This window comes from Nocardioides sp. W7 (assembly GCF_022919075.1).
Classification (GTDB): Bacteria; Actinomycetota; Actinomycetes; order Propionibacteriales; family Nocardioidaceae; genus Nocardioides.
Map to the genome: position 1 here is coordinate 4,072,221 of NZ_CP095078.1, position 14,352 is coordinate 4,086,572.

Annotated in this window: 12 protein-coding genes; 7 read left to right on the top strand and 5 right to left on the bottom strand. The window is 70.3% G+C overall.

The features are described 5' to 3' along the window. The first annotated feature begins 96 nt into the window (after positions 1–96). The 6 genes from MUB56_RS19250 to MUB56_RS19275 all read left to right on the top strand — a co-directional run bounded on the left by MUB56_RS19250 (position 97) and on the right by MUB56_RS19275 (position 6,936). A complete protein-coding gene (locus MUB56_RS19250; RefSeq protein WP_244928623.1) occupies positions 97–1,200 on the top strand; it encodes a PilT/PilU family type 4a pilus ATPase in 1,104 nt (367 codons plus the stop codon). Then, positions 1,200–1,724, top strand: coding sequence for a hypothetical protein (locus MUB56_RS19255; RefSeq protein WP_244928624.1), 525 nt, complete (start codon positions 1,200–1,202; stop codon positions 1,722–1,724). Before MUB56_RS19250 ends, MUB56_RS19255 begins: the two co-directional genes overlap by 1 nt. A 3-nt stretch (positions 1,725–1,727) precedes the next feature. Beyond that, the gene (locus MUB56_RS19260) at positions 1,728–3,425 is read left to right on the top strand and encodes an ATPase, T2SS/T4P/T4SS family (protein WP_244928625.1); all 1,698 of its coding nucleotides are present in this window, start codon (positions 1,728–1,730) and stop codon (positions 3,423–3,425) included. Positions 3,426–3,667: 242 nt separating this feature from the next. Then, positions 3,668–4,849, top strand: coding sequence for a type IV pilus twitching motility protein PilT (locus tag MUB56_RS19265; protein WP_244928626.1), 1,182 nt, complete (start codon positions 3,668–3,670; stop codon positions 4,847–4,849). 75 nt (positions 4,850–4,924) lie between these two features. Then, positions 4,925–6,142 carry a type II secretion system F family protein gene (locus MUB56_RS19270; protein WP_244928627.1) on the top strand — a complete coding sequence of 406 codons (1,218 nt, stop codon included), beginning with the start codon at positions 4,925–4,927 and terminating at the stop codon, positions 6,140–6,142. A gap of 128 nt (positions 6,143–6,270) precedes the next feature. Then, positions 6,271–6,936 (top strand): AIM24 family protein, encoded by a 666-nt coding sequence (locus MUB56_RS19275; RefSeq protein WP_244928628.1) that lies wholly within the window; start codon positions 6,271–6,273, stop codon positions 6,934–6,936. Between the two features lie 393 nt (positions 6,937–7,329). On the opposite strand, the gene MUB56_RS19280 is transcribed toward MUB56_RS19275, so the two are convergent. After that, positions 7,330–8,574 (bottom strand): HNH endonuclease signature motif containing protein, encoded by a 1,245-nt coding sequence (locus MUB56_RS19280; RefSeq protein WP_244928629.1) that lies wholly within the window; start codon positions 8,572–8,574, stop codon positions 7,330–7,332. Positions 8,575–8,797: 223 nt separating this feature from the next. Between MUB56_RS19280 and MUB56_RS19285 the strand changes: the two genes are divergently transcribed. Further along, positions 8,798–9,094, top strand: coding sequence for a hypothetical protein (locus MUB56_RS19285; RefSeq protein ID WP_244928630.1), 297 nt, complete (start codon positions 8,798–8,800; stop codon positions 9,092–9,094). Between the two features lie 444 nt (positions 9,095–9,538). On the opposite strand, the gene MUB56_RS19290 is transcribed toward MUB56_RS19285, so the two are convergent. The 4 genes from MUB56_RS19290 to MUB56_RS19305 form a co-directional block, all read right to left on the bottom strand. Beyond that, entirely contained in the window at positions 9,539–9,916 is a 378-nt protein-coding gene (locus MUB56_RS19290) for an aromatic ring-opening dioxygenase LigA (protein ID WP_244928631.1), read from the bottom strand. Between the two features lie 486 nt (positions 9,917–10,402). After that, on the bottom strand, positions 10,403–12,106 hold the full coding sequence (locus MUB56_RS19295; protein WP_244928632.1) for a pilus assembly PilX N-terminal domain-containing protein: 1,704 nt from the start codon (positions 12,104–12,106) through the stop codon (positions 10,403–10,405). Next, on the bottom strand, positions 12,103–12,828 hold the full coding sequence (locus tag MUB56_RS19300; protein ID WP_348536695.1) for a prepilin-type N-terminal cleavage/methylation domain-containing protein: 726 nt from the start codon (positions 12,826–12,828) through the stop codon (positions 12,103–12,105). The genes MUB56_RS19295 and MUB56_RS19300 overlap by 4 nt, the downstream gene beginning before the upstream one ends. Continuing rightward, a complete protein-coding gene (locus MUB56_RS19305; RefSeq protein ID WP_348536696.1) occupies positions 12,825–14,288 on the bottom strand; it encodes a prepilin-type N-terminal cleavage/methylation domain-containing protein in 1,464 nt (487 codons plus the stop codon). Before MUB56_RS19305 ends, MUB56_RS19300 begins: the two co-directional genes overlap by 4 nt. Positions 14,289–14,352: the final 64 nt, after the last annotated feature.

Consider the following 14,352-nt stretch of genomic DNA (forward strand, 5'->3'; position numbering starts at 1 on the left):
CGGGCGTGTGCTGGTCCGATACGGGCTCAAGTGCGGCAGGCTCGCTGCCGATGTTGATGACGCTGTCTTTCCCCCCATGTCCTGAGGAGCGTCCGGGTGAGTCCACAGATCACGCCCTACCTACGTGCCGTCGTCCTGAACGGCGGGTCCGACCTGCACCTCAGGCCGTCCCGGCCGCCGCGGGTCCGGATCGGCGGGTCCCTGGTGCCCCTGGAGGTCGAGGCGATGTCCCCCGCCGCCGTCGACGTCCTGGTCCGCGAGACCATGACCGCCGAGACGGCCGCGCACTTCGACCTGCACCACGAGGCCGACTACGCCCTCGTGGTCGACGGCGTGGGCCGCTTCCGGGTCAACGTGTTCCAGACCCGCGGCGAGGTCGGCGCGGTGCTGCGGTTGGTCGGTGAGTCGCCCACCTCGCTGCACGAGCTCCGGATGCCCGACATCGTCCGCCGGCTGGCGCTGGAGCCTCGGGGGCTGGTGCTGGTCACGGGACCGACGGGATCGGGCAAGTCGACGACGTTGGCCGGCATGGTGGACGCCGTCAACGAGAGCCGACCGGTGCACGTGCTGACCCTGGAGGACCCGATCGAGACCATCCACGAGGACAAGCTGGCCAGCGTGACCCAGCGCGAGGTCGGCACCGACACGAGTGACTGGTCCTCGGCGCTGCGCGCCGCGATGCGTCAGGACCCCGACGTCATCCTGATCGGGGAGATGCGCGACGCCGAGACCGTGCGCAGCGCGCTCTCCGCGGCCGAGACCGGGCACCTGGTGCTGTCCACGCTGCACACCAAGGATGCCAAGGAGACGGTCGGGCGGATCATCGAGTTCTTCCCGGCCACCGAGCACCAGCAGGTCCGACACGCGCTCGCCTCCTCGCTGCGGGGCATCGTCTGCCAGCGGCTGGTCACCCGGATCGACGGCGCCGGGCGCACCGCCGTGATGGAGATCGCGGTCAACACCCCCCGGCTCGCCGAGGCGATCGCCCATCCCGACCGCACCGAGCTGATCCCGGAGATCGTCGCGGACGGTGGCTTCTCCGACATGCAGACCTTCGACCAACACCTGGTGAGCCTGGTCCGCCAGGGCGAGGTGAGCCCGGAGGTCGCCACGGCCAGCAGCAGCCGTCCGCACGACTTCTCGGTGATGCTCAAGCGCGCCGGTGGCGTGCCGGCGCTGCAGGGCGCGCGGGTGTCCTGATGGCCGAGCGGGGGTCGAAGAAGGCGGGACCGGTCCGGCGCTCGAGCCTGGCGCCGGCGATGCCGAGCGCGGACCTGGTCGAGCTCGACCTGCCCCGGCTGCGGGCCTACCGGCTCCAGCTGGAGGCCGAGGAGGAGAAGGTGTCGTACTGGCGCCGGCTCGTGCACGCCCGCACGGACGTCCTGCAGGCCCAGTCGAGCGCCGGACACTCGCTCACGCTGGACGACCTCACCCGGGCCCTCGGCGATACGGCCACCGGTCGGGTCCGTCGGGTGCTGCTCGACGTCAAGCCCGCCGACCCGCTCCCGGAGCTGCCCGAGCTCGCCGAGATGTGCCTCGCCCGGGTGGACCACGAGGACGACGACGGGCTCGCCGACGCGTTGGCGCGCCTGGACCTGGCCGAGCGGCAGCTCACGGCGTACCGCCGAGCGCTCCACGAGCGCATCGACGAGGCGACCGGCGAGCTGATCCTGCGCTACCGCGAGGACCCACGCGCCGCCTTGGCGCTCATCCCACAGGAGTGACCCATGAACGCACCCGCACCGGCCGGCGAGACCGCCCACGTCCTCCTCGAGCACGGCCTGATCACCGAGGACGACCTGCGCCGCGCCACCGACCGGGCGGGGCTCGAGGGCCGTCCCGTCGTCGAGGTGCTCCTGGACCAGGGCGCGGTCGACCGGACGGACCTGCTGCGCACGACCGCCGCTGCGGCCGGTCTGGGGTACGTCGATCTCACCGACTACCCGGTCGACGGCAGTGCGGCCGCCCTGCTGCCGGCCGACTACGCCCACCGCTCGGCGGTCCTCCCGCTGAGGCAGGAGGACGGCGAGCTGCTGGTGGCGGTGTCCGTGCGGCAGGCGGGCAACATCGAGCTCAAGGACGACCTGACCCGGATCACCCGCCGCCACATCCGGTTCGTGATCGCCAACCGGGCCGAGATCGTGACCAAGATCGGGCAGGTCTACCGAGCCGAGGGCGAGCTGCAGGACCTCACCTCCGGCCTGACCACCGACGAGGACAGCCACGACGGCGACCTCGCCGACCTCACCGAGGTCTCGGACGAGGCACCGGTGGTCCGGTTCGTGAACCTGCTCATCGACCAGGCGATCAGCGACCGCGCCTCGGACATCCACATCGAGCCCGCCGAGAACGAGCTGCGCGTCCGCTACCGCATCGACGGCGTGCTCGTCGACGCCCACCGCTCCCCCAAGAACATCCAGAACGGCGTCATCTCGCGACTCAAGATCATGGCCGAGATGAACATCGCCGAACGGCGGGTGCCGCAGGACGGCCGGATGTCGCTCAACCACCGCGGGCGCCGCATCGACCTGCGCGTGGCGTCGCTGCCGACGGTGTGGGGCGAGAAGATCGTGGCCCGCATCCTCGACAACAGCCAGACCCGGCTGGGGCTGGAGGACCTCGGCTTCAGCCACGGCAACTTCGAGCGGTACCGGGAGTCCTACACCAAGCCCTACGGCATGATCCTGGCGACCGGGCCGACCGGGTCGGGCAAGTCGACGACCCTCTACGCCACCCTGAACCAGCTCAGCCGGACCGAGGTCAACGTGATCACGGTCGAGGACCCGGTGGAGTACCGACTGCCCGGGATCAACCAGGTCCAGGTCAACCAGAAGGCCGGTCTGACCTTCGCGGGCGCGCTGCGCTCGATCCTGCGCTCCGACCCCGACATCGTGCTGATCGGCGAGATCCGTGACCACGAGACCGCACAGATCGCCGTCGAGGCCGCGCTCACCGGTCACCTGGTGCTCTCCACCCTGCACACCAACGACGCGCCCTCGGCCGTCACCCGGTTGGTGGAGATGGGCATCGAGCCGTTCCTGGTCGGCTCCGCGATGGATGCCGTGGTGGCCCAGCGGCTGTGCCGCACGCTGTGCCCGCACTGCAAGGAGAGCTACCAGCCGGAGCCGGCCGAGCTCGTCCGGGTCGGCTTCTCGCCCGCCGAGGACGGCGGGATCCCGACGCTGTTCCGGCCGGTGGGCTGTGCCCGGTGCGCCCGGACCGGGTATCGCGGCCGGATGGCGCTGCACGAGGTCATGACCGTCACCGAGGAGATCGCCCACCTCGCCGTCAGCCGGGCCTCCACGGAGGCGATCGCGCGTGCGGCGTACGACGGCGGGATGGTCGGTCTCAAGCAGGACGGCTGGGCCAAGGTCGCCCAGGGCCGCACCTCGATCGAAGAGGTCCTGCGCGTCGTCGTGATCTGACCGGGACCCTCAAGTCCCGCGATCCCGGCGCCGATGACCGAGGTGGTAGATCCCCATCGTCCGCCGGAGGAATCGTGTCCGACCTGATCCGGAGCCGTTTCGGCCTCCCGACGACCCTGCCCCGCCCCGAGGCGCCTCGGTCGACGACCACTCGCACCGCCCCCGCGCCCCCGCCCCCGCTCCCGCCCCCGGCTCCGGTGGCCCGAACCGCCACGCTGGCGCCACCGGCCCCGGTCCGGACCATGCCGACCCGGCCCCGGCCCGAGGCGACGGTGGCGAGCCCGCTCGCGACCCTCGACGCGATCACGGCCGTGCACGCGCCGGCCGCCACGCCGGTCGTCCTCGACGACCTGCTGCTCGGCCTGATGAGCGCCGGCGGCTCGGACCTCCACCTGACCCAGAACGCGCCGCCGACGATCCGGCTGCGCGGCGACATGGTCCCCCTGCACGGCTACGGACCGATGGACGCCAAGCAGCTGCAGGACCTGCTGTACGGCGTGCTGACCGAGCGTCAGCGCAAGGACTTCGAGGAGGAGCTGGAGCTCGACTTCGCCTACGCGATCCCCGGCTGCGCCCGGTTCCGGGTCAACATCTTCCAGCAGCGGGAGGCGACCGGCGCGGTGATGCGGCTGATCCCGTGGGAGATCAAGGCCCTCGACGACCTCGGCATGCCGCCGGTGATCACCAGCTTCACCGAGCTCCGGCGCGGCCTGGTGCTGGTCACCGGCGCCACCGGATCCGGCAAGTCGACGACCCTGGCGGCGATGATCGACCGGATCAACCGGACCACCAGCGGTCACATCGTCACCATCGAGGACCCGATCGAGTTCCTCCACGAGCACCAGCGCTGCATCGTCAACCAGCGCGAGGTCGGCGAGGACACCCACGGGTTCCAGGCCGCGCTCAAGCACGTGCTGCGTCAGGACCCCGACGTGATCCTGGTCGGCGAGCTCCGGGACCTGGAGACCATCCAGGTCGCCCTGACCGCCGCCGAGACCGGGCACCTGGTCTTCGCGACCCTGCACACCCAGTCCGCCCAGGACACGATCTCCCGGGTCGTCGACGTGTTCCCCGCCGGTCAGCAGCAGCAGATCCGCACCCAGCTGGCCGCCACCCTCCAGGGCGTCGTCTGCCAGAACCTGGTCAAGACCGCCGACGGCCTGGGCCGCGCGGCCGCCGTCGAGGTGATGGTCTGCAACCCCGGCATCCGGGCGATGATCCGCGACGACAAGCTGAACCAGATCCAGGGCTCGCTGCAGGCCGGCGCCAAGGAGGGCATGCAGACCCTCAACTCGCACCTCTCGGCGTTGGTGAAGGCCGGCCGGATCACCTTCGAGACCGGCCTCGAGGCCTGCTCGGACCGCCACGACTTCGAGACCCTCGCCCGGTCCGCCGCGGTGCGCCCGACCCCCGGCTGGTCCTGAGCTCTCGCTGCGCAGCATGCCGGCGCCTGACCCACGCCACCCGCAGAGCCCTTCCAGCCGACCCAGGAGGCCGACATGGCAGCCAGCACGACGACGTACTCCTACAAGGTCCGCGACCAGAGCGGGAAGCTGGTGGAGGGCAGGGTCGAGGCGCCCACCGAGGCCGCGGTCGCCGAGAAGCTGATCTCGATGGGGTACGCCCCGCTGGAGGTGCGGCTGGCCAACGCCGGGCTCCAGCGCGAGATCTCCTTCGGGCTGCCCAAGCGGATCAGGCTCAAGGACCTCGCGATCTTCTCGCGCCAGTTCTCCACCATGATCAACGCCGGCCTGACCATGCTCCGCGCGCTCACGATCCTCTCCGAGCAGGTCGACAACGTCGAGCTGCGCAGGGTGCTGCGCGCGGTCAAGCAGGACGTCGAGGCGGGCTCCAGCCTCTCCGGAGCGATGGGGAGGCACCCCGCCTTCCCGCCGATCATGGTCAACCTCGCGAAGGCCGGCGAGGCCGGTGGCTTCCTCGACCGCGCGATGAACCAGGTCGCCGACAACTTCGAGAAGGAGGTCAAGCTGCGCGCGAAGATCAAGTCTGCGATGACCTACCCGGTCGTCGTGTTCGTGATGGCGATCGTGATGTGCGCCGCGATGATGGTGTTCGTCGTCCCGACCTTCGAGGGCATCTTCACCAGCCTCGGTGGGCAGCTGCCGTTCCCGACCCGGATCCTGCTGATGGTCGCGGGGACGATGAAGTACGTCGTACCCGCCGTGGTCATCGGGATCGTCGCCTTCGTCGCCTGGTGGCGGAAGTACAACCGGACCGAGCGCGTCCGCAACGTCTGGGACCCGCTGAAGCTGCGGATGCCGGTCTTCGGCGGCCTGGTGCAGAAGCTCGCGCTGGCCCGCTTCGCCCGCAACCTCGGCACCCTGCTCGGCTCCGGCGTGCCGATCCTGCAGTCCCTCGACGTGGTCGCCGACACCACCGGCTCCATCGTCGTCACCCACGCCCTGGCCGACGTGCGCGACTCGGTACGCCGCGGCGAGAGCCTCGCCGGTCCGCTCGCCGACCACCCGATCTTCCCGACCATGGTCCAGCAGATGATCGCCTCCGGCGAGGAGTCCGGCGCCATCGACGAGATGCTGCACAAGGTCGCCGACTTCTACGACGCCGAGGTCGAGGCCACCACCGAGCAGCTCAGCGCGATGGTCGAGCCCCTGATGATCGCCTTCCTCGGCGTCATCGTCGGCAGCATGCTCGTCGCCCTCTACCTGCCGATCTTCAACGTCGGCAACCTGCTCTGACGCCCGGAGCAGGTCTCCACGGGCCAGCGTGGACACGCGCGGCGGCGACGGGATCATCGTGTCCCAGTTCGCGCCGCTCGGCTGACGCGTAGCCTGCGACAGACCGCGCTTCGATCCGGAGGAGACCCATGCGCAGCGACCTGTTCGGCACCAACCTCGAGTCGGCAAGCGGGGACCGCTTCTCGTTGCAGAACTCCCGGATGCTGCGGGTCGCGCTCGACGGGGAGGTGATGGCACGGCAGGGCGCGATGATCGCCTACCAAGGACAGGTCGACTTTGCCTACCAGGGCTCCGGTGGCATGGGGAAGTTCCTGAAGAAGGCCTTCACCGGTGAGGGCATGCCACTGATGAAGGTCAGTGGCCGCGGAGACGTCTTCTTCGCCGACGACGCGATGGAGATCCATCTGGTCAACCTCGACAACGACGCCCTCACGGTCAACGGCAGCAACGTCCTGGCCTTCGACACCTCCCTCACCTGGGACATCAAGCGGGTGGAGGGCGCTTCGATGATGGCCGGCGGCGTCTTCAACACGACCTTCACCGGGACCGGCACCGTCGCCATCACCACGCACGGCGCACCGGTCGTCCTCAACGTCGACGCCCCGACGTACGCCGACATCCAGTCGGCGGTGGCCTGGTCCTCCTCCCTCACCACGACCGTACGGCGCACCGCGGGAGCCGGTGCCCTCATCGGTCGCGGCTCCGGCGAGGCCTTCCAGCTCGCCTTCAGCGGTCAGGGATTCGTCGTCGTCCAGGCCAGCGAGGGCCGGACCGTGGCGACCCACGCCCACTGACGGCGCGCCCCGCAACGACCCCGTTCCCGACGCACGGGGCAAGGCGGCACCACTTGAGCGTCGAGCGGACCATCACGTCCAAGTCGCCGGCACCCGAGCGATTGCTCAGCCCTCCCGGCTCGTCCCACACGGTGTGCCGCTGGTACTGCTCGAACTCGATCTCGCTTGTCCCTTCAATGCCTCGCGGCACTCGCGCCAGGCCAGTGACGAACTCGGCGGGCTCCCCGCCGATCCCCATCTCGTCGCGATCGTCCTGACCGTTGATGGAAGTGCCGTGCACACCGGAGCCGACCTGGACGCGCAGGATCATTCTGTCGGCACGAACTCGACGGCCGACCTGGCTGTCAATGGCCGTCAATGGCCGTCAATGGCCGTCAATGACAGCCGGGTCAGCTACGTCCGTCGGTGGAAGCGGACTCCGCCGTCCGGGAGTCGATCGGCGGCGTACGTCGGGTCGTGGGCCCGGTGGTGATGGTGGGAGCAGAGGAGCATCCCGTCGGCCAGGTCGGTGCGCCCGCCGGCTGACCAGGGATGTCGATGATGCGCCTCGCACCACGGCGCCGGGATGTGGCACCCGTCGGCGCGGCATTCGTGATCGGTGAGGGCCAGCGCCCGGCGTTGGGCCCGGGTGAACAGCCGCTGCGACCGGCCGAGGTCGAGGACCTCGCCCTTCCCGCCGAGGACGACGGGGACCAGCTTCGCGGTACAGGCCAGGCGGCGGGCCTCATCGGCGGTGATCCGGTCGACCGAGTCGCCCGGAGCCGCGTTGCCCAGCGTCGCGGTGCCGAGCTCGCCTCGCAGGGAGTCCAGCGACATGGTGATCACCAGGGTGGTGGCGTCGCCGCCGTGGATGGGAAGCCGGGACGGGTCGAGGGTCTCCAGGAGCTGACAGAACGCCCGGGCGGCCTGTCGGCCGTAGGGAGTCCGCCGCGACTCCGCGGGTTCGGTCGCATGGGCGTCGTCGCGGCGGGGGTTGGTGAAGGCGTGCAGGTAGGTCGCCAGCCGGGCGGCCGAGGCGTCCGGGATCAGTCCGCTGATCCGGGTGGTCCCGTCCCCCTGAGACCGCATGCCCAGGCGCATCCGCTGGTGCGCGGAGGCCTCGAGGTCGGCCAGCTGGCGGGCCTCGACACCCTCGGCGATCTCCGGGGCGACGACGTCGAGGATCCGGCCACCCAGGCGACGCAGCTCGATCGGATCGAAGCGGGCGGCGTACCCCACCAAGGCCGTCTCGGCCTCGTTGACCACGCACCGGTCGACGGCGGCCGGCAGGTCGGCCAAGGCGCCAGCGATCGCGCGGGCCTGGCCGAGGTTGACCTGGCCGTCACGCAGCGCCGCCGCCAGCACCGGCCGATCCGCCAACGCCACCGCGAGGCGCAGGTCGGCCGCGCAGTCACTCCGACGGCGCCGCGTGGCCGCGGCGATCCAGGCCCCGACATCCCGCGCCCCGGTCTCCTCGGCCACGTCACCGGCGTCGGCGGTGACCCGCAGGCGCAGCTCAGCCACCCGGTCCTCGAGGGCCGCGAGCTCGACCAGGGCGGCGCCCTTGTCGCGGGTGGTCATGAACGCCGCGTTCACGTCGGCCACGGACTTCAGGGCACTGTCGATGACCTGGGTGGCGACCAGGATCGGGTGGTCCATGCGAGCCTCCGAGAGCTCCACGACGGTGCGGGTTGTCACCACGATTCTAGTCGAACACCAGTTCGATTGGAGTGTTCTTCCACAGGCCGCCACCTCCGGCGGCTCTCGTCGCGCTGGACGTTTCGGACCAGCCACGTGGCGATGAGCGCCGTCACCGATCCGACCACTGCCATGCCGACGACCATCAGCGCCGTGGCAATGCACCGTAGTTCTAGGAGACGGCATGGAGATGATCCGCCGTTTCGGCGCCGACACCTATGCCCAAGCCTTGGCGTCGTGGGACTGGCTCGAAGGGCTCGCCGACATGTCGCCGTCGCTGACTAACGCGTTCGGCGCTGTGTTCTTGCAGGCTGAGGACGGCTCGTTCTGGTTCCTGGACACGGTAGGAGGGCAGCTGCATCGGGTCTGGCCGGACGCTGCCTCACTCCAAGCCAACATCAACAGCCCATCGGCAAAGGACGAGTACCTCATGATCGGGCGGGGAAGGACGCCGAAGCCGTCGGCTGATGCCCGCGACTGATCAGGTCCGTCATTCAGAGTTCCGCCGGTTCTGGGCGGAGAACTCTCGACAGAGAACCTGGAGATCTCGGACTTCGTCGTATCAGTGAACCTGGCGGGCGAGATTCACGGTCAGGTCAGGTCGCTTCCGCCGGGCGCACCGATCACGAGCATCACCATTGACTGAGGCGGGACCCGTGGCGATTCGAGCAACGGCAACTACTGAGACCCGCCTCCTGCGTGGCCAGCGCCGCGTCGTCCGCTACGACGTCCGCTACCCCGACGGCCGTGCTGAGCAGGACGTGAACCTCGACCGCGTCCGGCAAGGTGGTCGGTTCCCCGCCGACGCCCAGGCAACGCGCGTTGCCGCCTCAGCGGCATGTCCCGACGTCGGGGCGGGTGACTGGGTGGAGTACGCGACCGGGCGCGGTCTCTCCGACTAACCACTGGGTCGGACAACCGCCACCTAGGTCGCGGCGGCGGTATCCGCGCGCTCAGGAGCAGGTGCGCGCATCCCGAAGCCGATCAGGGTGAGGACGATGCCGAGGACGACCGCCATGCCTGCGACCCCGAAGGCGACGACCGAGGTGAACAAGGACGCTTGCAGGAACGCGGAGTCCATCGCGGTCTCTCGGACCGGATCTTCCCGGTCGAGTTCGGCGTAGGTCTTTCCGCCGGTGATTTCCTGGGTGTGGTGGTCGATGACGTCCGCCTGGCAGTACGCCGAGATCGGGCCGTTCACGTCGTCGCCTGCGGCACAGTCGGCGTCGTCGGCGACGGTGATCTTCTGGTCCGCCAAGGTGGTGGAGATGACCACCCAGGTGGCGACCCCGGCGATCACCATGATGACTCCGACCACGATGGACGTGATTGCCGCTACATTGCGCATATCACTGTGCTCCCTTCGGTCAGCCCCGCCCGACCGGGGTGACCCATATTTCGGACACGACCGTGGCAATGAATCTCTCGGCCCGAACGGAGAGTCCGCCTCCCCCGACGCGGGTGAGTCGACCGTCCGCACCCGCCGCGAAGTGCGCGGTGCTACCGAGAAACCTCGGTCGGCTCGTGGCGTGGCCGTGAACGAGACTCGGGTGGCGGACGAGGGAACCCGAACAACCTCCTCTCGCGTCTATCGGGCGACGGCGCGAGTGAGGACAGATCGCCCCGACCCGCCGATGTGTCTCGTCGAGCCAGCTCATTCTCACGTCCGGGACCGCAACGACCGCAACGACCCCGGGCGCCAGCATGGCTAGGCGTTGCTGCCGCCCGCACTGCTCCTGCCGCGCGGAGTGAGATCGGAGACGCCCGCTTGTGCCGCAAGTCGCGCGGATCAGTAGGCGGCGGAGATCTCGCCGTACGCCTTGATCCCCCAGGCCGAGCGCACCGGGTCGAGGAAGTACGGCGGGGGCGCGAAGCGCAGTCGGGTGTCGTACTCGTAGTTCTTCTCGTAGCCGGTGCCGCCGGTCGTCGCGACCGGGCCGCGGTAGCGCTGGGCGAAGGAGCCGAAGAGGCTCAGGGTCCCCAGACCACTGGTCGTGCCCTTGTCCCACGCCTGGACGCCGAAGCTGTGCAGGAGCGTCAGGATCGAGGCCTGGACGACCGCGTTCTTGAACTTGCCCTTGCCCTCCGGGCGGTCCAGATCGGTGAAGGTGGTGCCCGAGGTCGGCTTCTTGACCGGGTGGTAGATCTTCACCGAGTTGCCGGCGATCAGCCCGAGGGCCTCGGTGCCGGTCTTGCCGCCGTGGTACTTCAGGTGGTCGGTGACGATGATGTTGTTGTCCGCGACGAGCGTCAGTCGCCCCTTCAGGGTCCCCTCGACGTACAGCGTGCCGTAGCGGCAGTTGGCGTCGCTCAGCGTCTCGTTCCAGTCGTCGCCCAGGGGGTAGCCGCCGATCGTCTCCTTCTTGCACGAACCGTTGGCGTTCGTCACCGGGGTCGGCCCCCCGGCGGGGAGGTCGCGCACGATGATCAGGTTGTTGTGCGGGATCGTCAGCGTCTGCGCCGTGGTCGGGTGGTCCTTGAAGTCGGTCGCGTTGCCGCACCCGGGGTTCAGGGTCGTCTGGGAGTACGGGCTCCAGACCTGCATGGTCGAGTACGTCGCCGTGGACGTCACCAGCTTGATCCGGGTCGGCCCCGTGTAGAGGCACCCGGGCTGCTCGGTCTTCGTGGCGTCGACGTAGGTGCGCAGGTCGCCGGCGGTGTCGGGCAGCTCGATCGGCAACCGGTAGCTGATGCCCTTCTCGAAGATCGGGTTCGCCGACGAGCCCGCCTTCGCGTAGCACTGCTTGCCGGTGGGCTTGGCGCAGTCCGGCCAGGAGGTGGTGGCGGTGCCCTTGAAGCGGACCGCCCCGCCGGTGAGGATCCGGTCGTTGGTGTGCAGGGGGCCGTTGATGACGTCGCCGCCGGCGAACTGGATGTTGACACAGTCGGAGTGCCGCGGGCTGGCGGTCGGCCACCAGGTGCGCACGCAGTTGGTCGCCGCCCAGGTCGTGCTCCGCGGGGTGCCGTCGTAGGTGGAGTCGTTCGCCGGGTCGATCTCCTCGTACATGGTGTAGTAGAGGAACTCCCCGAAGCCGCCGCGCCGCAGCACCGTCTGCACGGAGCGGGTCACCTCGCCGACCCGGCCGGTCGCGGTCAGCCGCACCGTGCCGTTGACCGGGGTGCTCGCGGTCTCGGCCTCGTAGTGGTACTCGGCCCGGTCGGCGCCGGGCACCCGCACCCAGCCGACGGGGGTGCCGGCTCCCCAGGAGCAGGAGCCGACGTTCGGCCGCTTCATCGCAGTGTTGGCGCAGTCGGTGGCCGTGCGCCAGTAGAGGTCGTTCTTGTTCAGGCGGGCGAGGTAGTCGTCCACCCCGGCCTCGGCGGCCGCGAGGGCCTGGTTCCAGTCGCTGGAGTGCCGGGCGACCCGGTTGGTGCTCATCGCCGCGGTGGCGGCGACGGTGGCCAGGATGATCAGCACCATGGTGGTCCCGAGCACCACGATCAACGCCGAGCCCTGGTCGCGAGAGCGAGTGCGGTCGCGAGTCGGCTTCATCGGTTCTCCTCCAGGACGTTGATCTCGGCGTTGGGCAGCCGCACCCGCTTGTAGACGGTCGCGGCCCGGTAGCGGGCGTTGCCCCGGACGGTCTGCACCCGCAGCGACACCTCGACGGTGGTCACCATCGGCAGGTCGGTGCTGCCGACGGTCGGCTCGGGGATCAACGCGCCCTCGGAGTTGTAGTAGTGGAGGGTGTCGACGAGCGGCCAGGGCAGGCCACGGGCCAGCACCCGGCTCCGCACCTGGCAGGTCGGCGCGGCGGGGTCGCAGTAGCTGTAGGACTCGGCGGCCGTGTTGACGATCGGCTGCTGGGTCCGTTGCACCAGCTGCGCGGACGGCTGGGCGGCGCTCGGGTCACGCTCGAGCTCGAGGGTCACCAGCAGCGGCGCCGAGCCGACCGTGTTGAGGTTCGCGTAGAAGCGCACCCGGGTCCGGCTGGCCTGCACCAGCGCGGTCTCCGCGCAGGTCGGACAGGCCAGCTCGGTGGCCTGCGCGGGCAGGACGGCGGTGCGCAGCACCTTGCTCACGCCATCGACCGCCACCTGGGTCTGGGTGGCGTTGTCCAGCCGGTTCTCCAGCGTGGACGTGGTCCGGATGACAAGCACCGAGGTCGCGCCGACGCCGGCGAGCAGGATCGTGAAGACGGCCATGGCGACGAGGAGCTCGGCGAGGGTCATGCCCGCGTCCCGGGGCCGACGAGGGTCCACCGCCCGGTTCACGACAGCGTCACCGCGGCCGGGTAGCTCCCGGCCCAGTCGAAGGTCCGCTCGCTGCTCCTGCCGTTCGCCGAGAGCTTCCAGCGCCCGTACGGGAGGCTGGTCTTGAGTACCCCGCTGGCGTTGGTCTTCCCGAGCGCGATGCTCGCCCCACCGGGACAGCCGGCGTCGTCGGCCCGGGTCGCGGTGACGTCCTTGTTGCCTCGACCGCTCCCGCTCAGGGTGACCTGGACCGCCGCCAGCGGGAGCGTCACGGTGCTCGTCGCGCCGGGTGCCGCGGCGACCAGCTCGCGGGCCTGGTCGTTCTGGTACGGATCGCTGTCGGTGCACGCCCCCGCCCAGACCTCGTACCCCGCCGGGTAGGGCCACAGGCTGTCGACGGTCTGCGTGCCGGAGCTGTCGACCGCCCCCCGGCGCACGGTGGTCCCGCTCGGGACGAGTGCGCTGTTGGCGAGGGTCACCGGAAACTCCGTCGCGCCCTTGGGCTCGTGACCGGCCGTCGTCTGGTAGGTGACGACCAGTCGGCTCGCCAGGGCGTACTCCAGGACGGTGCGCACCAGCTGGCCCGGCAGCACCGTGATGGTCTTCGAGGTGGTGCCGTCCCGGGTGATGTGACCGGCCAGGGCGGCCGAGATGACGTACGACCCCTCCGGCAGGAAGGCGAACACCGCGCAGCCGTCGGCCGCCGTGACGCCGCTGGTGGTGCCGCTGGGTCCGGCGACGCTCACCGACGTGCCCACCAGGGGCTCCCCCTCCGCGTCCAGCAGCCGGACCCCGATGTGGCCGGTGTTCTGCGCGTAGGTGCCCTTGGGCGGCGTCATCACCGTGTCCGTGGACACCGGCGGGCGCTCGCCCAGGCCGGGCCAGGTGACCTCCACCCGCACCCGCAGGAAGGCCAGCTCGGCGGTGCTCCCGTCGTCGCAGGTGGACGCGGCCGTGGACCCGACCTGGGCCCACTGGGCGGTGCGGGTCACGGTGTAGGGCACGTCGTCGACGACCAGCGGCCGGTCGGCGGCGCCGCCGGGCAGCGGGTTCGGGTTGACCACCTGGTTGGTGGTGATCGAGGTCGGCCCGCCGGTGCGCGCGGTGAACGCGTCCCGGGTGATCTCCAGCTCCCGGGTCGCCAGGCTGGTCGCCACCATCCGGTACCGGTCCTCCTTGGCCAGCCGGATCGCGCTGCCGAGCAGGCTCAGCACGGCGCCGGCGATCACCAGGAACAGCCCGAGGGCGACGACCACCTCGATGAGGGTCATGCCGTCGTCGCGGCGCGCTGGGGCCCCGTGGCTCCTTCGTGCGGACGACGACATGACCCCTCCTTCGGTTGCGTGCTCAACCGAAGGGCAGATCGGCGCTCGCACCGTCCGACTTGAGCGATCGGGCCTGGGGCCGGACGCGGACCAGACCGGCCGGGATTTCTTCGGGTGCCACTCAAGCGACGTACCGGCGGGGCCGACAAGACCCATCGACCAGAGCACCTGACCCCGGGGAGGGGCGCAGGGCGCCGCACCAGCCACACCTTCCGCAAAG

Excerpts from the sequence above, each read along its gene's own strand:
- MUB56_RS19265 (WP_244928626.1), top strand. The coding sequence starts at position 3,668 with ATGCCGACCCGGCCCCGGCCCGAGGCGACGGTGGCGAGCCCGCTCGCG.
- MUB56_RS19275 (WP_244928628.1), top strand. The coding sequence starts at position 6,271 with ATGCGCAGCGACCTGTTCGGCACCAACCTCGAGTCGGCAAGCGGGGAC.
- MUB56_RS19280 (WP_244928629.1), bottom strand. The coding sequence starts at position 8,574 with ATGGACCACCCGATCCTGGTCGCCACCCAGGTCATCGACAGTGCCCTG.
- MUB56_RS19285 (WP_244928630.1), top strand. The coding sequence starts at position 8,798 with ATGGAGATGATCCGCCGTTTCGGCGCCGACACCTATGCCCAAGCCTTG.
- MUB56_RS19290 (WP_244928631.1), bottom strand. The coding sequence starts at position 9,916 with ATGGTGATCGCCGGGGTCGCCACCTGGGTGGTCATCTCCACCACCTTG.
- MUB56_RS19305 (WP_348536696.1), bottom strand. The coding sequence starts at position 14,288 with ATGGGTCTTGTCGGCCCCGCCGGTACGTCGCTTGAGTGGCACCCGAAG.
- MUB56_RS19255 (WP_244928624.1), top strand. The coding sequence starts at position 1,200 with ATGGCCGAGCGGGGGTCGAAGAAGGCGGGACCGGTCCGGCGCTCGAGC.
- MUB56_RS19270 (WP_244928627.1), top strand. The coding sequence starts at position 4,925 with ATGGCAGCCAGCACGACGACGTACTCCTACAAGGTCCGCGACCAGAGC.
- MUB56_RS19295 (WP_244928632.1), bottom strand. The coding sequence starts at position 12,106 with ATGAAGCCGACTCGCGACCGCACTCGCTCTCGCGACCAGGGCTCGGCG.
- MUB56_RS19260 (WP_244928625.1), top strand. The coding sequence starts at position 1,728 with ATGAACGCACCCGCACCGGCCGGCGAGACCGCCCACGTCCTCCTCGAG.